General features: G+C 53.3%; 27 protein-coding genes and 4 tRNA genes. 10 read left to right on the forward strand and 21 right to left on the reverse strand.

What is annotated here, in order from left to right; genetic code table 11:
- Positions 1 to 346: 346 nt before the first annotated feature.
- From ABNT34_RS02230 to iadA, 4 genes are all read left to right on the forward strand, one after another.
- Positions 347 to 3322 carry a hypothetical protein gene (locus ABNT34_RS02230; RefSeq protein ID WP_348728425.1) on the forward strand — a complete coding sequence of 992 codons (2976 nt, stop codon included), beginning with the start codon at positions 347 to 349 and terminating at the stop codon, positions 3320 to 3322.
- Positions 3323 to 3448: 126 nt separating this feature from the next.
- Complete coding sequence (locus tag ABNT34_RS02235) at positions 3449 to 5194, forward strand: cyanophycinase (protein ID WP_348728427.1); 1746 nt, start codon at positions 3449 to 3451, stop codon at positions 5192 to 5194.
- A gap of 4 nt (positions 5195 to 5198) precedes the next feature.
- Positions 5199 to 6653 carry a putative basic amino acid antiporter YfcC gene (yfcC, locus tag ABNT34_RS02240; RefSeq protein WP_348728429.1) on the forward strand — a complete coding sequence of 485 codons (1455 nt, stop codon included), beginning with the start codon at positions 5199 to 5201 and terminating at the stop codon, positions 6651 to 6653.
- Between the two features lie 12 nt (positions 6654 to 6665).
- Positions 6666 to 7841: a beta-aspartyl-peptidase gene (gene iadA / locus ABNT34_RS02245; RefSeq protein ID WP_348728431.1), complete on the forward strand. Its 1176-nt coding sequence runs from the start codon at positions 6666 to 6668 to the stop codon at positions 7839 to 7841.
- 83 nt (positions 7842 to 7924) lie between these two features.
- On the opposite strand, the gene ABNT34_RS02250 is transcribed toward iadA, so the two are convergent.
- Positions 7925 to 8863 carry a chemotaxis protein CheV gene (locus ABNT34_RS02250; RefSeq protein WP_348728433.1) on the reverse strand — a complete coding sequence of 313 codons (939 nt, stop codon included), beginning with the start codon at positions 8861 to 8863 and terminating at the stop codon, positions 7925 to 7927.
- Positions 8864 to 9772: 909 nt separating this feature from the next.
- Here ABNT34_RS02250 and ABNT34_RS02255 point away from each other — a divergent pair.
- From ABNT34_RS02255 to ABNT34_RS02270, 4 genes are all read left to right on the forward strand, one after another.
- Positions 9773 to 10330, forward strand: coding sequence for an AraC family transcriptional regulator (locus ABNT34_RS02255; RefSeq protein ID WP_348728435.1), 558 nt, complete (start codon positions 9773 to 9775; stop codon positions 10328 to 10330).
- A 226-nt stretch (positions 10331 to 10556) separates the two neighbouring features.
- Positions 10557 to 10970, forward strand: a complete 414-nt coding sequence (locus tag ABNT34_RS02260; RefSeq protein ID WP_348728437.1) for a hypothetical protein — start codon at positions 10557 to 10559, stop codon at positions 10968 to 10970.
- Between the two features lie 12 nt (positions 10971 to 10982).
- On the forward strand, positions 10983 to 11558 hold the full coding sequence (locus ABNT34_RS02265) for a hypothetical protein (RefSeq protein ID WP_348728439.1): 576 nt from the start codon (positions 10983 to 10985) through the stop codon (positions 11556 to 11558).
- Between the two features lie 11 nt (positions 11559 to 11569).
- Positions 11570 to 11806 (forward strand): hypothetical protein, encoded by a 237-nt coding sequence (locus ABNT34_RS02270; RefSeq protein ID WP_348728441.1) that lies wholly within the window; start codon positions 11570 to 11572, stop codon positions 11804 to 11806.
- Between the two features lie 101 nt (positions 11807 to 11907).
- On the opposite strand, the gene ABNT34_RS02275 is transcribed toward ABNT34_RS02270, so the two are convergent.
- The 15 genes from ABNT34_RS02275 to ABNT34_RS02345 form a co-directional block, all read right to left on the reverse strand.
- Complete coding sequence (locus ABNT34_RS02275) at positions 11908 to 12363, reverse strand: hypothetical protein (RefSeq protein WP_348728443.1); 456 nt, start codon at positions 12361 to 12363, stop codon at positions 11908 to 11910.
- A 45-nt stretch (positions 12364 to 12408) separates the two neighbouring features.
- Positions 12409 to 12666 (reverse strand): hypothetical protein, encoded by a 258-nt coding sequence (locus ABNT34_RS02280; RefSeq protein WP_348728445.1) that lies wholly within the window; start codon positions 12664 to 12666, stop codon positions 12409 to 12411.
- 45 nt (positions 12667 to 12711) lie between these two features.
- Entirely contained in the window at positions 12712 to 12921 is a 210-nt protein-coding gene (locus ABNT34_RS02285; protein WP_348728447.1) for a hypothetical protein, read from the reverse strand.
- Positions 12922 to 13032: 111 nt separating this feature from the next.
- Positions 13033 to 13272 carry a RebB family R body protein gene (locus tag ABNT34_RS02290; RefSeq protein ID WP_348728449.1) on the reverse strand — a complete coding sequence of 80 codons (240 nt, stop codon included), beginning with the start codon at positions 13270 to 13272 and terminating at the stop codon, positions 13033 to 13035.
- Between the two features lie 29 nt (positions 13273 to 13301).
- Complete coding sequence (locus ABNT34_RS02295) at positions 13302 to 13544, reverse strand: RebB family R body protein (RefSeq protein WP_348728451.1); 243 nt, start codon at positions 13542 to 13544, stop codon at positions 13302 to 13304.
- A gap of 55 nt (positions 13545 to 13599) precedes the next feature.
- Positions 13600 to 13830: a RebB family R body protein gene (locus tag ABNT34_RS02300; protein WP_348728453.1), complete on the reverse strand. Its 231-nt coding sequence runs from the start codon at positions 13828 to 13830 to the stop codon at positions 13600 to 13602.
- A 41-nt stretch (positions 13831 to 13871) separates the two neighbouring features.
- Positions 13872 to 14102 (reverse strand): RebB family R body protein, encoded by a 231-nt coding sequence (locus ABNT34_RS02305; protein ID WP_208932444.1) that lies wholly within the window; start codon positions 14100 to 14102, stop codon positions 13872 to 13874.
- Between the two features lie 248 nt (positions 14103 to 14350).
- On the reverse strand, positions 14351 to 14962 hold the full coding sequence (locus ABNT34_RS02310) for a hypothetical protein (RefSeq protein WP_348728456.1): 612 nt from the start codon (positions 14960 to 14962) through the stop codon (positions 14351 to 14353).
- A gap of 47 nt (positions 14963 to 15009) precedes the next feature.
- Entirely contained in the window at positions 15010 to 15390 is a 381-nt protein-coding gene (locus ABNT34_RS02315; protein ID WP_348728458.1) for a hypothetical protein, read from the reverse strand.
- A gap of 6 nt (positions 15391 to 15396) precedes the next feature.
- Positions 15397 to 15609: a RebB family R body protein gene (locus ABNT34_RS02320; protein WP_348728460.1), complete on the reverse strand. Its 213-nt coding sequence runs from the start codon at positions 15607 to 15609 to the stop codon at positions 15397 to 15399.
- A gap of 43 nt (positions 15610 to 15652) precedes the next feature.
- Positions 15653 to 15943, reverse strand: coding sequence for a hypothetical protein (locus ABNT34_RS02325; protein ID WP_348728462.1), 291 nt, complete (start codon positions 15941 to 15943; stop codon positions 15653 to 15655).
- Positions 15940 to 16329, reverse strand: coding sequence for a hypothetical protein (locus tag ABNT34_RS02330; protein ID WP_348728464.1), 390 nt, complete (start codon positions 16327 to 16329; stop codon positions 15940 to 15942). Before ABNT34_RS02330 ends, ABNT34_RS02325 begins: the two co-directional genes overlap by 4 nt.
- A gap of 13 nt (positions 16330 to 16342) precedes the next feature.
- Positions 16343 to 16660 (reverse strand): hypothetical protein, encoded by a 318-nt coding sequence (locus ABNT34_RS02335; protein WP_348728465.1) that lies wholly within the window; start codon positions 16658 to 16660, stop codon positions 16343 to 16345.
- The gene (locus ABNT34_RS02340) at positions 16638 to 17036 is read right to left on the reverse strand and encodes a hypothetical protein (RefSeq protein ID WP_348728467.1); all 399 of its coding nucleotides are present in this window, start codon (positions 17034 to 17036) and stop codon (positions 16638 to 16640) included. Before ABNT34_RS02340 ends, ABNT34_RS02335 begins: the two co-directional genes overlap by 23 nt.
- Positions 17033 to 18034, reverse strand: a complete 1002-nt coding sequence (locus ABNT34_RS02345) for a sigma-54 dependent transcriptional regulator (RefSeq protein WP_348728469.1) — start codon at positions 18032 to 18034, stop codon at positions 17033 to 17035. The genes ABNT34_RS02340 and ABNT34_RS02345 overlap by 4 nt, the downstream gene beginning before the upstream one ends.
- A gap of 376 nt (positions 18035 to 18410) precedes the next feature.
- Between ABNT34_RS02345 and ABNT34_RS02350 the strand changes: the two genes are divergently transcribed.
- Entirely contained in the window at positions 18411 to 19286 is an 876-nt protein-coding gene (locus ABNT34_RS02350; protein ID WP_348728471.1) for a hypothetical protein, read from the forward strand.
- Between the two features lie 71 nt (positions 19287 to 19357).
- Positions 19358 to 20071: a hypothetical protein gene (locus ABNT34_RS02355; RefSeq protein ID WP_348728473.1), complete on the forward strand. Its 714-nt coding sequence runs from the start codon at positions 19358 to 19360 to the stop codon at positions 20069 to 20071.
- 30 nt (positions 20072 to 20101) lie between these two features.
- Here ABNT34_RS02355 and ABNT34_RS02360 read toward each other — a convergent pair whose 3' ends face one another.
- The 5 genes from ABNT34_RS02360 to ABNT34_RS02380 form a co-directional block, all read right to left on the reverse strand.
- On the reverse strand, positions 20102 to 21028 hold the full coding sequence (locus ABNT34_RS02360) for a GNAT family N-acetyltransferase (RefSeq protein WP_348728475.1): 927 nt from the start codon (positions 21026 to 21028) through the stop codon (positions 20102 to 20104).
- 592 nt (positions 21029 to 21620) lie between these two features.
- Positions 21621 to 21697, reverse strand: a tRNA-Asp gene (locus tag ABNT34_RS02365).
- 40 nt (positions 21698 to 21737) lie between these two features.
- Positions 21738 to 21814: transfer RNA gene (locus ABNT34_RS02370), tRNA-Asp, on the reverse strand.
- Between the two features lie 26 nt (positions 21815 to 21840).
- Positions 21841 to 21917: transfer RNA gene (locus ABNT34_RS02375), tRNA-Asp, on the reverse strand.
- A 17-nt stretch (positions 21918 to 21934) separates the two neighbouring features.
- A tRNA-Asp gene (locus ABNT34_RS02380) sits at positions 21935 to 22011 on the reverse strand.
- Positions 22012 to 22031 lie beyond the last annotated feature (20 nt).

The following is a 22031-nucleotide window of genomic DNA, read 5'->3' on the forward strand; positions in this document are numbered from 1 at the left end:
TTTCTCGCTTTAGAACCACTAAAGCTTCAAAAATCTGCCTTGCCTGCGGCCATTCTGCTTATCGCTGCTGCCGCTTTTTTAAACTATATGGTGCTCTAGAGCCCGCCGGGCCGCTCACTGCACCAGTCTGAGGCAAGCCGCCAGCTTGCCTATTCCTTAAGCAATAGGAAATTGCGCACAGGCGGTGCCTGAGCGCTTTGCCCTATCCCTAACTGGATATTTCTGTTCCGGGGACTCAGCTCTAATATCAAAGTTGGCTCGCCCCGGACCGGACTTTTTGCGCAGTGCGGACGGCACACGAATACAGATTAAGGCGGCCACAGACAAGCACAACGCTGGAGATCCTATGCAACGCAACAGTTTGAACATCCTGAAAAAAACCGCTCTGGCCTCGCTGGTCGCGCTGGCTCTGGCCCCCGCAGCACAAGCAGACTTGTCCGTCGGCTCGATTTTTGGCCAGGCCGCCAAAGGCAGCACAGTCACAGTACAAAACCTCGACACCGGCTTAAAACGGCAAATCCTGGTCGACCAGAACGGCCGCTTCCAATTCAGTCAGTTACCGGGCGGCCGTTATAAAGTGGAAAATGCCGGCATCGCCCGTGAAGTGACAGTGTCGCTCGGTACCGGTACGCCGGTCAGTTTCGCCGATGGCGATATTGAACGCATCGCGGTACAAGGCCGCGCTATTAATCCAATCGATACGTCATCGGTCGAATCCAGCACCGTGTTTAGCGCCGAGCAGCTGGAAATGCTGCCGGTTGGCCGTGACATCAGCGATGTGGCTTTACTGGCACCTGGCACAGTGCGCGGCGACAGTGGCTTTGGCAACCTGGCGTCGTTCGGTGGTGCCTCTGTTGCAGAAAACGGCTATTACATCAACGGCTTTGACGTGACTAACGCCCGTACCTTTTTGTCTTATGGCAAAGTGCCTTTTGATGCCATCGGCGAACAGCAGGTGAAAACCGGCGGTTACGGCGCTGAATATGGCCGTGCTTTGGGTGGTGTCATCAACATAGTCACCAAACGCGGTACCAATGACTGGGAATTTACCAGCTCAGTGGTGTGGGACCCGGCGAGCCTCGCCGCTCACGGTAAAAATGTCGTCAGTAAAGTGCCGGGCATTGCGGAAGGACAAAACAGCTATTATTCGGCTTACCGCTCAGCCGATGAAGAAGACAAGCTGGTGTACAGCGTTGGCGGTGGCGGCGCTATTATTCAGGATAAATTGTTTATCTATGGTCTGGTCGAAGGCAAAAAACAAAGCGGCGACTATTTCGAATCTGACAACAGCACCGCGACTGACAACAACAGCCCGAATGGTTTACTGAAACTGGACTGGTATATCACCGACAGTCATATCTTTGAGCTGACCGGTATCCGCAATGTCAATAAAACCGACTACACCTTATACCGCAATCCGGAAAAACAGTTTTACACCGGCCAGCATGGCAATTTGCGCACACAGTATCAGGAGCGCGATGGCGGTAATATTGTCATCGGTAAATACACCGGCCAGCTGACTGACAATTTTAACTTGGGTGTGATGTATGGTTATCTGAAAACTGACGCCGCTTATGTCACACCAGACCCGCTGCCGGGCAACGAATGCCCGCTGGTCGACATTTACAATCAGGATACCGACGATATTATTGACGTTGGTTGCTGGAACGAAATTGACGTCCGCGTCGCGGGTTTTGGCCCTAACACCGACGAGCGCAAAGCGCTGCGCATTGACGGAGAATGGGCGCTGGACGCCCATACCATCCGCTTTGGTTACGACAGTGAAACCTTCACCTCAGTGCGGGCCGGTGCTGAATACTCCGGCGGCGTGTTCTATCGGATCTATACGCCACTGCCGTTTGCTGACCGCTGGAACGGCGTGAACGTCGCGCCAAATGCCAATGTAGTGCGTAAACGCACGCGTAGTTCACCGTCTGGCAGCTACGAAGTAAAAAACGATGCGATTTACCTCGAAGACAGTTTTTATGTCACGGAAGACGTGATGCTGTACGCCGGTTTGCGTAACGAATCTTTTGATAACCTCAACGGCGATGGCGTGTCCTTTGTTGATGCCAAAGATATGCTGGCACCCCGTTTAGGCTTTGCCTGGGATGTCAATTCAGACGGCAGCGCCAAAGTCTTTGCCAACGCTGGCCGTTATTTTATTCCGATTGCCGCCAACACCAACGTGCGGGCATCGAACTGGCAATATGTCACCACCGAATATTATTTGTATGACGGTACCGTCGACCCTGTGACTCAGGCTCCGCGCCAGCTCGGGCAAAAACTCGGCAACACCCTAACCAGCGGCCGCAACACCTCGCCGGATCCCGCTACTGTCGCCTCGGCCGATTTAGAACCGATGTTGCAGGACGAACTGATTATCGGTTACCAGCGTGAGTTGTTTGACGGCTGGACCGGTGGCGTCAAAGCCATAGCACGGGAAGTGAAAAACGGCGTCGACGATTATTGTGGCCGGCAGGCCTTTATCGACTTCGCCGCCGATCAGGGCTATGACGATTTCGACGCCGACACCCTGGCGACCTGTATTATCGTCAATCCGGGCCGTGACCTGCAGATGGATATGGATGTTGCCGGCGATGGCGAACTGAAACGTGTCACGGTCTCCAACGACTATCTGCAACTGGAAGAATACAAACGCACTTATAAAGCGCTGGAGTTTTTCTTCGAACGCAGCCGCGCGGACGGCTGGTATTTGCAAGGCAGTTATACGCTGGCTTATAGCCAAGGCAATGCCGAAGGTCTGGTCAACAGTTATCTGGAAGCCGAGTCGCCGGGCCTCACCAACGACTTCGACCATAAAGTGTTTGTCGATGGCACCGACGGCTATCTGTCGAATGACCGCCGCCACAGCTTTAAGGTATTCGGCGGTTATGCGCTGACTGATGAGCTGGAAGTGTCTGCCAATCTGGCGGTGCAATCCGGCCGGCCCGTCAGCTGCTTCGGCTATACCCCATTTGACGTCGACGACCCGGAGTATGAAGTGTTTGAGCGATATTCCGCCTCGACTTTATATTGCCGAAACGCAGCCGGCGAGCAGGAGCTGACCCAACGCGGTCAGTTTGGCCGCACGCCATGGACTTACACCTTAGACGCTGGTCTGACTTATCAGCCGGGCAAAGTACCTGGCCTCAAGCTGCAACTGCAGGTGTATAACCTGCTGAACAGTCAACAAGTGACGGAATATGTTGAAAAAGGCGATGTTCAGATTGATGACAGCGGTCAAAACCCGAACTTCCGCAACGATCTGAACTATCAGACGCCACGCTCGGTGCGTCTGACGGCGCGTTATTCGTTTTAAGTCGGCGACTGTGCGGCGCACTGTAACGGCGCTGAGATAGCCCCGTTCCAGTGCCCGAGTTTAACAAGCACCGGCCTCCGCATTTTGTTGCCTTAGCAGAGGCCGGTCTTTTTCCCCGGAGTTTTCATGTTAGTTCCTTTTAAGCTGCGTACGCCGGTCACTGTGGCGTTGACGTTGTGGTTCAGCACATCTGCACTGGCCGCCACACCGCCGTTGCCCGGCAAAGAATTATGGTTATTTGGTGGTGGTGAACGAATTTGTTCCAGCGTTGAACCTGAATATTGTGAAGCTTCGCAGCTGCAGGCAGCACAGGCTTATTTCGCCGCCCGCCAGGCGCAAACCGGCAAAAGCTATCGTTGTGATAAAAACAGCCTGCAACTGTTGCAGCAACTGCCGCACTGGCCTGTGGCCGGTGACAGCGAGACCCGCCGTGCCAGCATTTTGCAAGCGCTGCGCAGTCAGCAGGACCAACTCCTGACCAGCGCCGCTTTGGATACATTCAGCGCACAGCATCGGCTCAGCGGTGACGAATACAGTGTCATCGAAGACAGCTGTGAAGTCCGGCCGCAGCGCCCGGACGGCAGCACGGCGCGGATGGCGGTGTATTGGCCCGGTACTTATGCCGTGACCCAGCATTTGTTTCAGGCTTTTGTCACGTCAGCGCAACAGCGCCGTCAGCTGCGCAGTCCACAAACCCCGGCCAGCCAAAAACCGCGGCTGCTGCTTATCACCGCCTCGTCTTACAACCCTTATGAATGGGTCGATTATTACCAGCAGCTGTTCAGTGCCGCCGGTGCAGACGTCGACTGGTTACCGCTGGAACCGGCGCTGAGCCAGCAAAACCAACCGTGGGATTGCAAAGCCATTGAGGCAGGCCGGCTGAAACACTCAGGTCAGCTGCGCCGCGCTGAACGTTATCCCGAGCTTGCCGCACAGCAGCAAAAACTCTGTGCTGATCCCAAAGCCATGGCCGAATTGATTGAACGCGCCGATGCGGTGTTTATCAACGGCGGCGATCAGTCATTAACATTAAGAGCCTTGACCGGGCCAGACGGCAAGTGGCGGGCATTGACCAAACGCCTGCTGCAGCGCGTGCGTTTTGAAGCTGTGCCACTGGGTGGTTCCAGTGCCGGCAATGCCGTGCAATCGGGCCGGCCGCTTGGTGATATCGCGATGATCAGCGGCGGGCGCAGTGCCCACGCGTTGCAGTTTGGTGCGCTGGCGCATGATATTGACGCGCCACTGTGCCGTTTAAGCCAAAGCTGCGGCAAGCCACTGGCCGACGAACAACTGACCTACCGGCCACAAGGCGGGCTGCAGTTATTCAGCCTCGGCATCGCCGATACCCATTTTCGCGAACGTAACCGCGAAGGCCGGTTATTGACACTGGTGCAGGAGGCCAAAGCGCCGGCTGGTTTTGGCGTTGATGAAGCCACAGTACTGCGCGCCCGTTTTGCCCCAGACAAAGACGGCAATGGCCAGGACGCCGAGCTGGAAGTGCTGGGCAGTGGCGGCGTTTGGGTGATAGACCGCACAGCCGCCCAAGGCCGCCTCAATGCGCCGGAATCTAAGCTCACGCAGCTGAAAGTCAGCCGCCTGCTGCCCGGTGACGTTTTGCACTGGCAGCAGCTATCGGGTACAGGTGCCGGCGCTGTCGTGAAGTATCAGGGCCAACTGTCCTGCGGCGTGCCACCTGCAACCGATGCAGCCAAAGTGGACAACGAAGCTTATGCGCCGCTGAGCCAACCAGGCCTTAGTGTACGCTGGCAACTGGGTGCAGCCGGCAAGGTGGAAGCTTGTCAGCGCAGCGACGGCCGCTGGCATTATCTGGCGCAGCCGCTTAGTCTGCAGCTAAACCGCACTCAAGGATAGCCAGATGCACACACCTACTCCCGCCACCAATGCCAGCCGCGGCTGGCAAATGCCCGATACCCTGCTGATTGTCGGCGGCGTATTATTGCTCGCTTTATTGTTGACCGCCCTGCTCGCGCCGGGCCAATTTGAAACCCGACTGGATGCCGAAACCGGCCGTCATCTGCTGCAGGCCGGTAGTTATCAGGCGGTTGGCGAAGCCTCATTAGCGCCGATTTTTACCGCCGGTGAGCAAACCGGCTTTTTCAGCGCTTTTTTTGACGGCATGACCTCCGGCAGCCGCTCCGGCTCCGCCATTGGTGTGGTGGTGTTTATCCTGCTGGTCGGTGGCAGTTTTGGCATCGTACTGCGCACCGGCGCTATCGACGAAATGCTGAAGTGGCTCATAAACCGGCTGCAGCACAAAGCACGCTTGTTATTACCAGTGATGGCGCTGTTTTTCTCGTTAGGCGGCGCTGTGTTTGGCATGGGCGAAGAAGCGATGGCCTTTGCGGTGTTTCTGGTGCCGCTGGTGCGCTTGCTCGGTTATGACGCCATCACAGGGGTGCTTTTGACCTACGGAGCCACTCAGGTCGGTTTTGCCACTTCCTGGATGAACCCGTTCTCTGTCGCCATAGCCCAGAGTATTGCCGGTTTGCCGCCGTTGTCCGGCGCCGGGTTTCGCATGGTGATGTGGCTGGTCTTCACATTGATTTATATCATCTGGATGATGAGCCGCGCCGAACGGCTACGCAAAACCCAGCAAGGCGCTGCGCCAGGACAGCCTTTTGCGCTGGAGCAGAAGTTTGCCTGGCCGCATTTGCTGATTGTGTTGTGTTTCGCTGCTGGCATGGTCTGGCTGGTCTGGGGTGTCGTGACCCAAGGTTATTATCTGCGTGAAATTGCCAGCCAGTTTCTGGTGATTGGTTGTGTGTCTGCGTTATTAGCCCGGCTGTTTTTACCGCAGCAAGGCCGCACCAATGAGTATGTCGACGCCTTTAAAAGCGGCGCCGCGCAGTTGTTGCCAGCCGCCATGGTGGTCGGTATCGCGCAGGGCATTTTATTGCTGCTCGGTGGCACAGATCCGGCCAAACCCTCCGTCATCAACACCATTTTGCAGCACGCTGCCAGCACTATTGATGGCCATAGCTCGATGGTCGCAGCGCAGGGCATGCTGGTGTTTCAGAGTGCGTTTAACTTCCTCGTCACCTCCGGCTCCGGCCAGGCCGCGCTGACGATGCCGCTGATGGCGCCTTTATCCGATTTAGTCGGCGTGTCGCGCCAGACCGCAGTGCTGGCGTTCCAGCTTGGCGACGGTCTGGCCCATTTGTTTTATCCAACCTCCCCCGCACTGATGGGCACGCTGGCCATTGCCGGCGTTGAATTCAGCCGCTGGCTCAAAGCCATGTGGTCGTTATGGTTACTGCTGACACTGATGAGTATCAGCGCGATGGCGATTGCCGTCTGGACAGGATTTTAAAAGAAGGTATTTATGATCACGCTGATTGAACATGCAGAAGTTTTCAGCCCACAGGCGCTGGGCCAGCAACAGGTGCTGGTTGCAGGCCAACGTATCAGTGCAGTGTCTGGTGCCATCAACATTCAGGGTGACCTGGTACAGCGCATCAACGCCGCCGGCTGCTATCTGGTGCCGGGCCTGGTCGATTCACTGGCCCATATTATTGGTGGCGGTGGTGAAGGCGGCTTTCGCACCCGCACACCGGAACTGAATGCCGATGATGCCTTTGCCAGCGGCGTCACCACGCTGGTCGGGGTGCTCGGCACTGACAGCATCACCCGCACGCTAACCAACTTATTGGCCAAAGCCCATGCGCTGACCGAAGAAGGTCTGAACTGTTATTGCCACACCGGTTCTTATCAAATTCCAGTACGCACTTTGTTTCCGACTATCAGCGAAGATTTGCTGCTGATTGACAAGTTTATCGGTGTCGGTGAAGTCGCCATTGCCGATCACCGCAGCTCGCAGCCAACGCCGGACGAGTTGAAAAAGCTGGCGGCGGAGGCCCGGGTGGGCGGCATGCTGTCCGGCAAAGCCGGCATCGTCAGTGTGCATGTCGGGCCTGCGGCGGCGGGCGTGTCCTTGTTGCTCGATGTCGCCGCCGGCAGCGATATTCCGCTGACGCAGTTTTATCCGACCCATATGAACCGCAATCAACAGCTGGTGGAACAAGGTTTTGCCATGTTAAACGCCGGCGGCTGGATTGACTTCACCACCAGCACCACACCGCAGGAACTGGCCAGCGGCGAAGTGCAGTGCGCTAAAGCGCTGCAGCAGGCCTGGCAACTGGGGCTCGATTGCAGTCGCATTACCTTTTCGTCTGATGCCAATGCGTCTTTGCCATTATTCGACGACCAGCAGCAGTTTATTGGCCTCGGTATTGGCCGCATCGCCAGTTTACTGGAAGAAGTGGTTGCCGCCGTGCACTTAGGCGTGCCGCTGCCATTGGCGCTCAGCGTCGCTACCACCAACCCGGCGCGGGTACTGAAACTGCAACATAAAGGTGAAATCGCCGTTGGTAAGGACGCGGATTTGGTGCTGCTGGATAAAGAGACGCTGGCAGTGCGCGCCGTAATGAGCCGGGGGATCTGGCGCTACAGTGACGGCAGTTTGCCGGTAACTGTACAGCGGGATTCGCTGTTTATCTAACCTCTTTCCCCCCCACTTGGATAGCAAAACAGCGCCGGTTGGCGCTGTTTTTGTTGCTGCTTTGATTGCTGGATACAGCAAAATCAGGCCTGTGGCGCGCGATCCGACATCCACCTTTGCACCGCAGACACCAGCTCATCGGGATGGAATTTGGCGATAAACTGGTCGGCACCGACTTTTTCAATCATCGCCTGGTTAAACACACCACTTAAACTGGAGTGCAGAACTATGTGGATATTACGCAGCCGCTCGTCAGCTTTGACTTCGGCGGTTAAGGTATAACCATCCATTTCCGGCATTTCGATATCCGAGATCAGTAACGGCATTTTGTGCGAAATATCGCCGCCAATTTCATCAGCCAGATTTTTCAGCCAGTTCAGCGCAGAGCGACCGTCGTTGACGGTCTGAATTTCAACACCAATCGCCGATAAAGCGCGTTTCACCTGATTACGCGCCACTGCCGAATCATCAGCCACCAGCACCACCAGGTTTTTAAAATCAACGTCTTTGGATTTTTCTTTGACCGATTCACTGACAGTTTCATCGGCTGGTGAAATTTCATTAAAGACTTTCTCGACATCGAGGATTTGCACCAGCTTTTTATCGACTTCAGTCACCGCCGTCACATAATGCGCTTTACCCGCCCCTTGCGGCGCCGGATGGATTTGCTCCCAGCTGCTGCTGACAATGCGATCAACACCGGCGACTAAAAAACCCTGAGTATTGCGGTTGTATTCGGTGACCAGAATATAAGCGGTGGATAAATCCGTGATTGGTTTACCGCCGGTCGCCTGACTCAAATCAATCACTGTCACCGGCTCACCACGCAAATGCGCAATACCACGTACATGTGAATGCGCCCCCGGCAAGGCTGACAATTCCGGGCAAATCAGCACTTCCCGTACTTTAAACACGTTAATGCCGAACAATTGCGCGGAATTGAGCCGGAATAACAACAACTCCAGCCGGTTTTTCCCGACCATATTGGTTCTTTGATCGACACTGGATAATAAACTGCTCATGAGCCCTCCGCGTGGCTATGCTGCTGATTCTGAACTGACCAGACTAAGGATATATAACCTGTTGCTAAACATAGCAAAGTTTTGGGTTGGAGAAACTGACTTCGGACAAGGAATTTTGCGATAACCCGACCACTATCGCGAACGGCCAGCGCCGGACTGTGCCCACGTCCGACATCTCAGTTTATCAACAAACGCCGTCCATTTTTACACCAGCACACGACATAAAATAATCAACAGCACTAGGGCGTGCTGACGTTTGGTGATTAAGTTTTGTTCGAGTTGGTGGCGTTTTCGGCGCGAAACGAGGCGCGTGGCATAGTGATTCTATGTGAGCAACGAGTGACAAAGCCCAAAACGCCACCAAACGAACCCGTAGGGCAGCGTTTGGCAGCTCTTTCTGCGGCGTTAGTGCTCGTTTGTGTAGAATCACTACACGGCTCTCGCACTGCCTTGCATAAAAAGCTGCAAAACAGCTGCAAAAACAAACACCAAACGTCAACACGCCCTAGCTGCTTAAAAAAATATATCAAATCTTCATCACAAAAATATAAAGCACTATGCAGCCCCGCTTGCCAACAATTGCCCGGCAACAGCACCGCTGAACCCATATCTTTTTGTTTCAGAACCTGTGCAACACAACAAACATGCCCCAAAAAATTATGTGGGCACCTTTCATTTTCACTTAACAAAAACAACCAAAATAAGACATTTTAATATCTTATTTTTAAACCAAATACAATAAACCATTAAAAAAAAGGGAAACCGCAATGCAGAATAACAGTTTAACTCTGGTCTTTATTTCAAATCACCGATCACCATTGAATCCGCTGTGGCAGATACTGACAACCGACTATCAATGTGAATTTGCGGACAGTTTGCAGGATTTTGAATTACACAGTGCCAAAAAAAATGGCTGTATTTATCTTTGAAGACGAAAGCAGCTTTATGCTGGCTCAGCAGCAGCTGGCTGAATGTAACCAGGCATCGGCAATCGTGCATCTGTACAGTCACACTTTCCGCTTAACCGGGCCTTTGCAACAGGCGTCGGTTGAACAGTTTATGCAGGTCTATCAAAAGATTTTATTGTCACGATCATCGCAGTCTGTGATTGCAGACAAAACGTCGCCGCAGAGTCGTAAACACAAAGCGCTGGTCGAGCGGACCTGTCGTTACATAGAACAACACCTGGCCCAGCCACTGACGCTGAGTTCGATCAGTAAAGCGATGAATACCAACCGCAACAGTTTATCCAAAGCCTTTAAGCAGGAACTGAATATGGGCGTCTCAGCCTGGTTGCGTTTGCAGCGGATGCACAAGGCCCGTCAGCTGCTGGTGGATACCAATTTAAGTATCCAGGAAATCTCGGCCCGGCTGGGATACCCGCTTCAGGCTAATTTTTCCACTTCATTTAAAAATCTGTTTAAGCAAAGCCCAAAACAAATCCGTCAGGACTGCAATGATGCCTGAAGCAACCAACAGCGGCGGTCAGTATGGGCCATGGTGTGCCCACAACTGGCCGGTTCGGACCACTCGCCGGCACCTACCCCGCCCTTTAGGCTATGCCGGTTTGGCGGCGATGCACCGGGTTTGCCGGCAGTGCCGTGACAGTCCACCACTCCAATCAATTGGCACGTATTTGGCTTCAGCTCTGATTTTTACGGCGCAAAATACTGTGCTGGTAACGGAGATTGAGATGCAAACAGACCCGATCCTGCTGATCAGCCTGATCCGGCAAAGCAATGCCAGCGCAGCAACGGCAGACTTGCTGCTGCACTGGTTAAAGCAGGCCAGTTTATTGTGTGCGCAGAGTCACGGCGACGCCTGTTCCAGCCGTTTGGTCCAGCGCTTAACCGCTGAATTCGACCCGATTTTGCAAACGCTGGCCGGGCTTGGCGGCGACCAGGCCCAACAGCTGGCGTGCCAGCAACTGTTTAACCAGGTTTGCCAGTTTTATCGCAACCTGAATCATCACAGCGAGACTCGCGGGCTGGCACAACCGGTCATGACGGAGTCTGCCGGTTGTCACGCAAAACCGGATGCGAAACAGGAAGGCGCCACAGCACCGGCCGTCACAGCCCATGCGCTTCCTTACAACCGTTATGATTAGCAGGAACTGAAAATGCAACTCAACACTGCCAATACCGCTGACTTTCTGCAGCTCAATGCATTGCTTCAGCACACGCTGGCCTTTGCCGCCGATAACCCCTATCAACACAAACCGCTGTGTCCTGCCCGGCTTGCCGCGTTTGGTGCACAGATGCAGCAACTGTTTCTGTTCAGTGAACGCTGGCAGTTACTGCCAGAGCTCATCCAGCTGCGCCAGGCTGAGCAAATCGCTGAATTGTACCCGGACACTCAAAGTGGACTTTTTGATTTGCTGTACAGCTGTCCGCTGCCGGCAGACGCCGAGCACTGGTTTGATTATCAACAGGAATACCAGGCACGGACCCGGCAAATCGACAACCTCAGCCGGCTGATCCACTGGCACCAACTGTTGTATCAGCACTTACTACAGCGCTTTCCGCTGCTGCAGCTGCCGTGTTGCACGCCGGTTGCTGTAGAGACAGGCAGTCACCACCGCATCGATTCTGCTGACAGCGAAGCTCCGGCCGACAATACTGTACTGCCAACCTCAGTTACAACATCCGCTGGCAATGCTACAGCGGATATCGTTTTACCCGCGTTGCTTCTGTAACAGGGGCTATGATGCCGGCCGATGATCAGATTGCCGTGTTTGACCGCTTTGGCTGGTACTGGCAGCCCGCCGCCTGGTTAGCTCAGCTGTCGCCGGATGATGCGGTCGCCGCCACCAAGCAGGCGATTGATTTATCAGCGCTCACTAAAACGCTGTTGTCGGACGCGGCGCAGCAACAGCAACGGGCGGCGGCGAAAAGCAGTGTGATGCGGCATCTGTTAAATACACTGCAGCAACAAAGTGATTAAGCTGACGATGCTAAGACAGGCGCCCGCTGCTATGAGCGCACACAGGCAATAACCGGCACGGCGCCAACCGGACCAGCCGGCGGTTTGCCGGACGGCGGAGGTTAAGATTGCTCCGGCTTGGCCGGTGGCGATAAAAAATAGTTAAACACCTTCCCGGCCAGTGAATGCACTGCAGCACCGGCTGCGGGCGAATGGGCGCTCGCTGCCGGTGCCGGTTCTGGCTTCTCATCCGCTGCGGCGTAACCAAATAGCGGCCCACGGGGTTTGGGTTCGCTGCCAGCGGCAAAAGCTTTGATGGTGTCGGATTCCTGCTCTCCCATGCTCAGCCGGGTCGAATTGACCAGTTCGCTGTATTGCTTACTCAACATTGGATTTTGCAGCCATTTGGCATAGGCGACGCCCATGGCAACCATGTTCACCGTATTCTGATTGCGGTAGGCATCCACTTCGTTTTGCGCCGCCAGTGCGATGGACTGTGCAATAGAGGCGCCGGCGGCTTCTTCCGCAGTCAGACCCAGCTTCGAACTTGGCGGCGTTTGATTTTGTTTATCATTCATAGCTGTTCCTCATTGGTTAGTGACAAGGCGGCGTACTTCACATCTTCAACCCGGATTACCCAGCTGGATCTTGACCTGGGTCAGAAACTCAAGCAATGCGTTCAGGCCATCGATATCGATGCTGCTTTGCAGAGCACTGCCAGCCGGCAGCGCTTCGGCTGGCCCCAGCTGTACAGTCAGTGATAACTGATTTTGCTGCCGGCTGAAATCAAGCGACCATTGCGCCTGTACCGGGTTAACCGTCTGATCAAAGGATGCTTTCAGACTGCTTAAAATCTCGGTGGCCTGAGGTGTCGGGGGCATAGCAGACTCCTGAAATGGTCGATGAATACACAGTTCCGGCCCGGCCTACGAGCTCAGAATTTTGTTGCAAACCTGGACCATAGCCGAATTGGCCAAAGTCTGGGACGCATACTGGTTGGACGTATTGTTCAGCATCGTCAGTGACGTGGCATTCACCAGCGCTCCGAGTGACAACGTCTGCAAGGTTTCATTACTCTGGCTTTGTACTTCGTCATTGATATCCATTGAGCTCTTGATGTAGTTAGTTTCGGACATAATAGCTTCCTGTCTGATGGTCATCCGCCAGACCCCAATGCCGCAGCAGGTCTGGACAATGCCTCCGGAAAAACGCCCGGCCCGGGCGCTTTTCACAGAGTGCCGCTTTGATTATTTGTTCTGGGCAAACAACTTGGTGACACCCAGTGTGGTGGCGGCCTGGTAGGCCACATTGGCCTGCTGTTGCGCATATACCGCATTCGCCGCCGCCATCGCCACTGAATTGCCAATAGTCTGATACAAACTGCCCATTGCCATGGCCGGTGCTTCAGCCAGAACTTTGGTGTTGGCAATAGTGACCGCATCAACAATGGCGCCATTGACGGCTGTAGGTTGAGATGTGCTACTCATAGTGTTCTCCTTTTACACTGAAAAATTGGTTATTTGTTGTCTGCGAACAGTTTGGTCACACCCAGCGTGCTGGCGGCCTGATAACCGACATTCGCCTGCTGCTGTGCGTACACGGCATTCGCCGCGGCCATTGCTACTGAATTGCCAATGGTCTGGTACAAACTGCCCATCGCCATCGCCGGCGCTTCGGCCAGCACTTTGGTATTGGTGGTGACAATCGAATCGACCACAGCGCCGTTCACCGCTGTTGGCTGAGCTGGAGCATTTGACATATAAACTTCTCCTGAAATGAGTTGATTTGGTTACTGCTGGTTGGATCCTGCTGAATTATTTGTTCTGACTGAACAATTTAGTGATGCCTAAGGTGCCGGCCGACTGAAAGGTGACCCAGCCCTGTTGCTGGGCATAGACGGCATTTGCCGCTGCCATCGCCACAGAATTGCCAATCGTCTGATACAAACTGCCCATGGCCATCGCCGGAGCGACAGCACCGACCGAGGCGTTCGAGCCGGCAACCGCATCAATAACGGCGCCGTTCACTGCGTTGGGTTGTGACATAACCTAATCTCCCAATTGACGAACGTAAAACCACCAGGTGGTTACGAGTTTTGTGAGAATAACTTGGTCACGCCAAGCGTGGTCGACGCCTGATACACCACGTTGGCCTGTTGCTGGGCATAGACCGCATTAGCCGCCGCCATGGCAACAGAATTGCCGATAGTCTGATACAAACTGCCCATCGCCATTGCCGGGGCTTCAGCCAGAACTTTTGTATTGGTAATAGTGACAGAGTCGACGACCGCGCCATTTACAAGTTGTGCACTCGACATAATCTTTCTCCATGGGTTATAGACCGCTAGTACATTGTTTCGAATCCGTGTTCATGGACTCTGTCTGAAGATTGCATGGGCTGTGCCAGTGAAAAATATCGCAGCAATGAAATGTAATTAGCTGTTTTATATGTGTTTTCTATCAAAATATTTCGAAGTACAGCAAGCAATGACCCGCATCATGCGGCCCATTTCATCCATTTTGTGAATTCCGGCGGTCTGATCCGACTACCCCGACTATCCGGCAGTCAGCGCGCCGGCACTGCCGCAAGTGACCGGACGTAACGCGCAGGCAGCGGCAAACCGACAATCCGGTTGCCGCCACTCGTTTGTTGAAACTGTTGATGGACAAACATCGCTGCCAGATTCGGATTGACCAGCGTGCTGACTATAGCGACATCTTGCTGCTCCCGGCCTAAAGCAACGATGTCGTCCAGCGTTTCAGCAATCAGCGCATTGACGTATTGCATCGCCTGCTGTGGCCACAGCGGGCTGAACAAACCAAAATCGGCCGGCAGGATATTCAGATAACTGAGATACAGGATGTGGTCACGGCGCATCAGCACCAGTTCAGCGCAGATGGCGCTATCCGGCAGGATTAGCTGTTGCCAGTAACAGGGCAAATCAGCCGGTAACAACGCCGAAGAGGGCGCAGGTGATGGAGATATGGGGGTTTGAGTCCCGGCAGAGAACGCCGGTTGATAGGGTGTCAGCCAGTCACTTAGCATATCCCGGTAAATACGCGGCCGCTGTTGTTGCAACAATGCGACCTGCCCTACCACACGGTTGCCAAGGCTCAGCTGTAAATCATGCTCCAGACGGGTTTTGGGCAACAGGCTTTGTGATGTCAGCAGGCTCATGTTAACCGCAGTGCCGGCCAGTGCAAGCTTGCCGGTGTGGAGCCTGTTCAGTCGCTGGCATACAGCTGGCGGATGGCCTGCAATTCGGCAGATTCGACCGTTGTTTCCGGAATTGCCGGCGCGGGGTCTGGCTGAGGTGTCACTGCAGTGTCCGCTGCAGCAGTCTGTGCATTGTTCTGGGCAAAGTTATGCTCCGCGGCGAGCCCGGCACCGGCGAACAACTGCTCTTGCTGCGCAAACAGCAGGTCAATGTCTGACCCGGCCTGAGACGGCAACACCACACCACTGGCGCTGATCACCGCCGGGAAGGCCATCGCAACAGGCGGCAGCTGCGGCAAATCAAACAGTGCCTGCACTTGTTGCAATAAATCCTGACCGCTGGCGATGGTTTGTGCGGCCACTTCGCGGGTAGTTTTATCCGGCTGCATGGGATGTCAGCGCCAGCTATGCAACACAGCAGCCACTGCACTCGCCTGATGGCTGATATTGGCCTGCTGCTGGCCAAACACCTGATTCAGCGCAGCCAACCCCTGGCTATACACCAGTTGCTGATATTGACTGCCCATCGCCATGGCCGGTGCCATACCGACGGTCAGTGCATTCACTAACGCGACGCTTTGCGCCGCAGCCTGATCCATTTGTGTCATCGCTTATCCTTGATGAAAGGCTGCGTTGCCGGCAGCCGTTGGTTTAATCTGCTTTCAGATCCGTCAGCACGCCTTCGCCAACAGTACCCACTTTGGCCAGGTTTTCGACGGCAAAAGTGATGGTTTTGGTGGCGTTTTCGATAATATCCTTGTACGCGGTCATTTCCGGGTTAGCCAGCCAGCTGGCTGAGGCGACGCCGATCACCGTCGTCTCGATGGTATTCAGATTACGCATCAAATCGACCGCACTTTGCACCGCCAGCGCAATGGACTGATTCACTGACGGCTGGATCAATTGCTGCGCTGAATTGCCTGCATCATTGCCTGCGCTCATGCTGTTGTACTCCCTGCCTCAGCTGCACTCTGAACCTGATGCGCCATGGTTGTATCCACCTGTTGTAAAAATCTCTGCATATGGGCCTGTGCGACCGCTGGCTGGTTCAGATCAGCCGGTAACAGCGTTATCGCCTGCAGTGCACTGAGATAAGCAGCATCAGCTAACAACACGCTGATCAGGGCCTGCCCGTTGGCGGCGACCGGTTGCTGCAGGCCATCCAGCGCTGCCTGCATTTGCGCAAAAGTGCTGGCAGCCTGCTCCTGCTGCGTTTGCACGGCGCCTTTTAATGCCTTACTGACGTTTATAAAAGCGCGAAACGCCTGCAGTTCATCAGCCTCAAACTGCAGAGTAGCTTGAGCAATTGCCGACACAGATACCGTCATATTCAGACTCCGCTTAACCAAAACGGCTGAATTCGTCCAGCTGTTGCTGCAACGATTGACGCATCTGTTCAAACCGGGCCTGGACCTGCAAAAAATATGCGGTATGCCCACCCAGTGCGTTGCTGTGCAGACTTTGCAAAAAAACAGCCTGCGCTTCAGCAGCCCAATCCGGCAGCACGGCCTGCATCAGGTTGCTGTCGATAAAAAAGGCCTGCTGCACCGGTTCAGCCGGTGCCGGATCGTCCGAGATAAAGCGACTGGCGCTGATCGGCAGACACTGGTAAGCACCGTCAGCAGTCTTCACCGCCTCAAATAACACGGGATCTGTCATCCTGCTCTCCTCCTTGCTCTCCTCCCTGCAATGACTCCGCTGCAGCCGTCGCGCCAGGTGACGCTGCTTTGATCCGTTGCAGCAGCAGATCCAGATCTCCGAACTTATCCTGTTGCAGACGCAGCACACCCGCCAGCGCTGCGCTGTTGTGCTCAGTCCGGCCAGACGTGGTGCTGTCAGGCGTTACTGCCGGTAACGTTGCCGTCGCAACAGCCATCGACACTTGCTGATTTTGCAACTGCTGCACCATCTCACTGAGTTTTTGTTGCTGCGCCTGCACCAGTAGTGCCAGTTGCTGACTGGAATTCGCCTTCAGCTGCAACAGCTGCTGACGCGCCGCTTCATCCGGCGGCAACGGTTGTCCGGTCTGGCTCATATCATGATCTCGTGCGCGGCCGTGCTGTTGGTCTGAATTTGCGCCAGCCGGCGTTCAATCACTTTGCGGTGCACCCCCAGCAGCCGGGCGGCTTCGGTTTTATTGCCGTTACTGCGTTCAACCGCCTGGGCTATCAATGCATCGTGAATAGTTTTCAGCTTGTTACCGACCGGCATTTCGATAATTTCCTGCGCCACCCGCACCGCCCAGTCAACGTGTTCGTCACACATGGCCAGTTGCTGAATGCTCTGCGCCGTCACTTCTGGCCCGTCGGCCAGCACCGCCAGCTTGTCGACACAATTTTTCAGCTGGCGGATATTGCCGGGCCAGTCGGCAAACTGCAGCAATTTCAGTGCGCAGCTACTCAGACGGATGCGATTGGTCAGCCGGGCAAAGTACTGCGCCAGCAGCGGAATATCATCCCGGCGTTGTTGTAACGACGGCACTGTGATCTCAAACAAATTGATGCGATACCACAAATCTTCGCGGAACAGCCGCTGCTGCACCAGCTCGGCCAGATTGACATGAGACGCACTGATAATGCGCCCGGTAAAAGCCTCGGTTTCACTGCTGCCAATCCGGCTGAACTGGCGACTTTCCAGCACACGCAGCAACTTGGCCTGGTGCACCAGCGGCAGTTCGGCGATTTCATCCAGAAACAAAGTGCCGTAATTGGCCTGGTAAAAAAAGCCTTGCTGTTTTTTGTCGGCGCCGGTGAAAGCACCTTTTTCGTGACCGAAAAACAAAGATTCAAATAAATTTTCCGGAATGGCCCCGCAGTTCACACTGACCAGACGGCCCAGGCGGCCACTTTTCTGATGAATAGCCTGAGCTATCAGATCTTTGCCAGTGCCGGTTTCGCCATGCAGGAACACCGCTGCGTCACTGAGCGCAATTTTCGCCAGATAGGCCGCCAGGGTTTTCATTGCTTTATTCTGGCTGATGACACCCGGCAATACCTCCGAATACATCGCAGTCAAATCATTTGCAGCATTCACTCAGGGCTCTCCATGTCCAAATGAAAATGATGCTAGCAGCACAGCAACATGTACCGCTTTTGAATTCATCTTTATTTTTTTTGAATTTGTCACTATTTCAATGCCGCGATTGAAACGACAGCAGACTAAATCATCCAAAAAGGCATAGAACAATGGACGAACATGACCATCAGCATGCGCTTTGACAAATAATCATATTCATACCGGACAGAGACAATTAAGAAAATCCATAAAAATTTTTTGATAAGCTCATGAATACAATGAAATTGCAGAATCACATAAAACAAAAATATCAGCCATATAGAAATGGCCCACATTTTGAATAACACCATTCACCCAAAATCATTTAACAACACACCAGACCATGGAGCAGGAAATGAAAAAATACATGTGCAACCCCCTTGGTGATATGTCAGTTCTTTATGACAACGTATTTGGCGCCAATTTCACCCGCGCGGTTATTACATCAGAGAAGCCAAAAGAACGGGAATGGATACAGCCAATATTTGCAAACAGTAATGAAGCATTGCTGTTTCAGGACATGTTGATCAGCAAACTGTCGATCGATGACAGTTCAGTCGAAAAAATGGAACTGGAATTAATGAGCAGTGATATGTACTACAGCATTTCTCTGGCCATACTAAATAGAATGCAATCAGATGTTTCCAGCTTTCTAAAGAATCCAAAGGTCCCAACGCCTCTACAGGGAAAGGACTGTACATTATTTATTTGTGGTTTAGGCAGTGCCGGCATACCGGTTCTCTACAATAGCTTTAATCAAAGTATGACGGCCACGCAAATTGTAGCGTATCTCAACAGTTTAACCATTGAAGATCCCGCTACGCTGAAGCTGTATGTGACCAGCAATGGCAGTGCAGCAAAATCACATTACACCTTTGAGAGTATCGACGATATGCACCTAGCATTTTCTGCAAATATGGTGCAAAACGGCTATCTCTCAGCAGTCGTAGGGACTGAGGGCAGCTTAGCCGCAGAGCTCTGCAAAGCACTGAGCAAAAAAGAACCAGATGCAAAGTACGATTTCTCAACCACAGAAGTATATGGCTATCTGTTCCCGGTCCTTGCTGAGGGTATTAAATCTTATAGTGTCGAACCCGAAGATAAATGCATGACCGATTATAAGACGCTGAGTATGACTGCCATTGTCAGTGTCTATACGAAGGATCAGCAGTACTACCAGCAGATCCCAGTACGGCGGAGTTTGACTAAGGTAAAATTAACCGCTGTATAAATCAGACAACCAAATTAAAAGCAATATAGCTGTATGCTTTTGATCAGCCAACTGAAGGCAGGGAATATATAATGAGCAATGGCAGCGATAAAAATGAATATCCATCTAAATATTTTTTCAAGAAAAGTAGCCAGGTCAATCTAGCAATACATACAGTGATCGAATCTTGCATTTCAAATATGGAATTGATGGGAAGATTTCTTTATCCATATAGCATCATGCCACACACACCGTTACAGCATGTTGTTGAAAAAATAAAACACTCTAACAAGCTACCGATCCACCCATCCAATTTTTGGGTAGGAATTCACAGCTACGCATATATTAAATCATTTCAGTTCGCCGGACTTTCGGCAATCAGTGGGTTGACATATTATGGCATTGATATCCGAAAAAATGGACTCACCCGCGAAAACTCTTTGATGATGACCGGAAATAGCTTTTACGCTATTGAGGTATTCTTGCGTATTCAAGCAATGGGCGCTTTTAATCTTCATAGATTTGAAACTATTAGCCGTCGTGGGTCTGCCTTTGGTGCTGTTGGAGACTCAATAAAAATGATTAACTACATCGCAGAGAGAGATTACCCAACGGCTTTAATGTATGGACTATTAAGCGCCGGAAATCTAGGTATGATGATGCATAGTATCGAACATCCTACAGGCGTTGGCAGGAATTTTGCCGGCATATTCAAAACAATCTCTCCAACAATATTTTTTAGATCAGCGATTCCACTGTGCTTTTATTCCATTTACAAAATATTTTACAGTAACGACAAACATTGATACTAAATATATTTATCTTTGCAACTTGCGTCATTCCGACAATAAAATACCAGAATTAAGTGCATTCAATAACCAGCCTAAGTGCTTATAGTGCTCAGCGCTGGTTTTTTCATTCCCCCGATAATAAAACACCTCCGCCTCCGACGGCGGCAAAGCCCGCAGCGCAAGCCGCTGAAATCCCAGTTTACTGATAGCTTTGTTCGAGATCAGGTTGTATTCAAACACTTTGGCATAGCAACAAGACATACCCAGATGCTGCTGGCCAAGCTGTAGCAACAGATGGACTGCGATGGGACCAAAACCCTGGCCCTGAAAATCTGCGCCGAGCCAATAGTAAAAAAAACCTACGCCATCAAATACCTGCAAACTGACCGAACCGATAAAACCATAATCAGTATGCATCACCGCAAACAGATGGCGTGCCGACTCCTGCTGACACAGATACAACCAGGTCATCCAGTGTTCAGCCGACTGAAACACCGGCAGATTACACAGCTGGCCGATACTGGGGTCGGCATATTGCCAGATAAAATCAGCCACATGATGAAACCGCAGTGGTGTCAGACTGACCGATCCCTGTTGCAGCACCGCTTGCGGATAAGGCTGTTGTCGCAGCTCTTGTAACAATGCTTGCTGCACCGGCCGCAGCCAGTCTGTGCTCACGCCACTGGATACGAGCTGTTCCACTTTGTGTAACGCCTGTTCGAACTGCCCCAGCTGAAGCGCCGGCAGCAGCTGTTCAGCCACTGCTGGCCGCCACAATCCGCGCGCCTGCATTTGCAGCAATAGCGGCCAGTCGCACAGATGATGTGCCAGGGCTGCCAGTTTGTTTGCATCTGCGCCGGATAGCTCTGACTGCGAATCGGCAAGAACCAGCCGTGCCGCCCGCATCACTGCCAGACGCTGCTGTGGCGCCACAGCAGCAGGCGACAACTGACAAAGCTGGCGCAACGACATGCTGTTCTGCCCATCACCGGCAGTCTGGTGATGACTGATTCCAGTTAAGTTATGGCTGACAACTGAATTTTGAGGCGAAAAAAAAGACATCTGAGATCCCTGCCCGATAAACGGCGCTATGACTAGTGGCAGGCAAGACGGGCAAAGGTTATGCCAGTGCACACCCCTGCGAGTATCAGGGCCTAAAGCAGGCAAACTGCGGCTGTGGGTCGCAACAGGATTGGCCAGTGATCTGAAGCACAGACGCAGCATGGCCCGGACTCAGCCACTGCGACAGACAGACCTGGTTGAAAGCGGCCAATATGAAGCTGCACAGTATTGGATTGATTATGATGAGCGCGACCAAATCGCAGGCACAAAAAAACCAGCACTTGGCTGGTTGATGTTTTACTGATGTTCAGCTCAGTAAAGTGGCGGAGCGGACGGAACTCGAACCCGCGACCCCCGGCGTGACAGGCCGGCCATGCTCTTAATGGACAGTAACCGACTGAACCGCCGTCGTCAGACGGCTGGAATGAATCGACCAAATCGCAGGCACAAAAAAACCAGCACTTGGCTGGTTGATGTTTTACTGATGTTCAGCTCAGTAAAGTGGCGGAGCGGACGGGACTCGAACCCGCGACCCCCGGCGTGACAGGCCGGTATTCTAACCGACTGAACTACCGCTCCGCGCTGGAGTGAGCATTGCTCAGAGTTTGCTTTCCTGAAGTGGCGGAGCGGACGGGACTCGAACCCGCGACCCCCGGCGTGACAGGCCGGTATTCTAACCGACTGAACTACCGCTCCGGACAGGAAAAGCGTTTCGATGCAAGTGGCGGAGCGGACGGGACTCGAACCCGCGACCCCCGGCGTGACAGGCCGGTATTCTAACCGACTGAACTACCGCTCCGAAGAAGCATCGAAAATTGGCGGAGCGGACGGGACTCGAACCCGCGACCCCCGGCGTGACAGGCCGGTATTCTAACCGACTGAACTACCGCTCCAAGCCTTACATTGCAGCATA

This window comes from Rheinheimera texasensis (assembly GCF_964031785.1).
In the GTDB taxonomy this organism is placed as follows: Bacteria; Pseudomonadota; Gammaproteobacteria; order Enterobacterales; family Alteromonadaceae; genus Pararheinheimera; species Pararheinheimera texasensis_A.

Bases quoted from the DNA above. Each gene is read 5' to 3' on its own strand.
- ABNT34_RS02230 (WP_348728425.1), top strand. From the start codon at position 347: ATGCAACGCAACAGTTTGAACATCCTGAAAAAAACCGCTCTGGCCTCG.
- ABNT34_RS02235 (WP_348728427.1), top strand. From the start codon at position 3,449: ATGTTAGTTCCTTTTAAGCTGCGTACGCCGGTCACTGTGGCGTTGACG.
- yfcC (WP_348728429.1), top strand. From the start codon at position 5,199: ATGCACACACCTACTCCCGCCACCAATGCCAGCCGCGGCTGGCAAATG.
- iadA (WP_348728431.1), top strand. From the start codon at position 6,666: ATGATCACGCTGATTGAACATGCAGAAGTTTTCAGCCCACAGGCGCTG.
- ABNT34_RS02250 (WP_348728433.1), bottom strand. From the start codon at position 8,863: ATGAGCAGTTTATTATCCAGTGTCGATCAAAGAACCAATATGGTCGGG.
- ABNT34_RS02255 (WP_348728435.1), top strand. From the start codon at position 9,773: ATGGCTGTATTTATCTTTGAAGACGAAAGCAGCTTTATGCTGGCTCAG.
- ABNT34_RS02260 (WP_348728437.1), top strand. From the start codon at position 10,557: ATGCAAACAGACCCGATCCTGCTGATCAGCCTGATCCGGCAAAGCAAT.
- ABNT34_RS02265 (WP_348728439.1), top strand. From the start codon at position 10,983: ATGCAACTCAACACTGCCAATACCGCTGACTTTCTGCAGCTCAATGCA.
- ABNT34_RS02270 (WP_348728441.1), top strand. From the start codon at position 11,570: ATGCCGGCCGATGATCAGATTGCCGTGTTTGACCGCTTTGGCTGGTAC.
- ABNT34_RS02275 (WP_348728443.1), bottom strand. From the start codon at position 12,363: ATGAATGATAAACAAAATCAAACGCCGCCAAGTTCGAAGCTGGGTCTG.
- ABNT34_RS02280 (WP_348728445.1), bottom strand. From the start codon at position 12,666: ATGCCCCCGACACCTCAGGCCACCGAGATTTTAAGCAGTCTGAAAGCA.
- ABNT34_RS02285 (WP_348728447.1), bottom strand. From the start codon at position 12,921: ATGTCCGAAACTAACTACATCAAGAGCTCAATGGATATCAATGACGAA.
- ABNT34_RS02290 (WP_348728449.1), bottom strand. From the start codon at position 13,272: ATGAGTAGCACATCTCAACCTACAGCCGTCAATGGCGCCATTGTTGAT.
- ABNT34_RS02295 (WP_348728451.1), bottom strand. From the start codon at position 13,544: ATGTCAAATGCTCCAGCTCAGCCAACAGCGGTGAACGGCGCTGTGGTC.
- ABNT34_RS02300 (WP_348728453.1), bottom strand. From the start codon at position 13,830: ATGTCACAACCCAACGCAGTGAACGGCGCCGTTATTGATGCGGTTGCC.
- ABNT34_RS02305 (WP_208932444.1), bottom strand. From the start codon at position 14,102: ATGTCGAGTGCACAACTTGTAAATGGCGCGGTCGTCGACTCTGTCACT.
- ABNT34_RS02310 (WP_348728456.1), bottom strand. From the start codon at position 14,962: ATGAGCCTGCTGACATCACAAAGCCTGTTGCCCAAAACCCGTCTGGAG.
- ABNT34_RS02315 (WP_348728458.1), bottom strand. From the start codon at position 15,390: ATGCAGCCGGATAAAACTACCCGCGAAGTGGCCGCACAAACCATCGCC.
- ABNT34_RS02320 (WP_348728460.1), bottom strand. From the start codon at position 15,609: ATGACACAAATGGATCAGGCTGCGGCGCAAAGCGTCGCGTTAGTGAAT.
- ABNT34_RS02325 (WP_348728462.1), bottom strand. From the start codon at position 15,943: ATGAGCGCAGGCAATGATGCAGGCAATTCAGCGCAGCAATTGATCCAG.
- ABNT34_RS02330 (WP_348728464.1), bottom strand. From the start codon at position 16,329: ATGACGGTATCTGTGTCGGCAATTGCTCAAGCTACTCTGCAGTTTGAG.
- ABNT34_RS02335 (WP_348728465.1), bottom strand. From the start codon at position 16,660: ATGACAGATCCCGTGTTATTTGAGGCGGTGAAGACTGCTGACGGTGCT.
- ABNT34_RS02340 (WP_348728467.1), bottom strand. From the start codon at position 17,036: ATGAGCCAGACCGGACAACCGTTGCCGCCGGATGAAGCGGCGCGTCAG.
- ABNT34_RS02350 (WP_348728471.1), top strand. From the start codon at position 18,411: ATGAAAAAATACATGTGCAACCCCCTTGGTGATATGTCAGTTCTTTAT.
- ABNT34_RS02355 (WP_348728473.1), top strand. From the start codon at position 19,358: ATGAGCAATGGCAGCGATAAAAATGAATATCCATCTAAATATTTTTTC.
- ABNT34_RS02360 (WP_348728475.1), bottom strand. From the start codon at position 21,028: ATGTCGTTGCGCCAGCTTTGTCAGTTGTCGCCTGCTGCTGTGGCGCCA.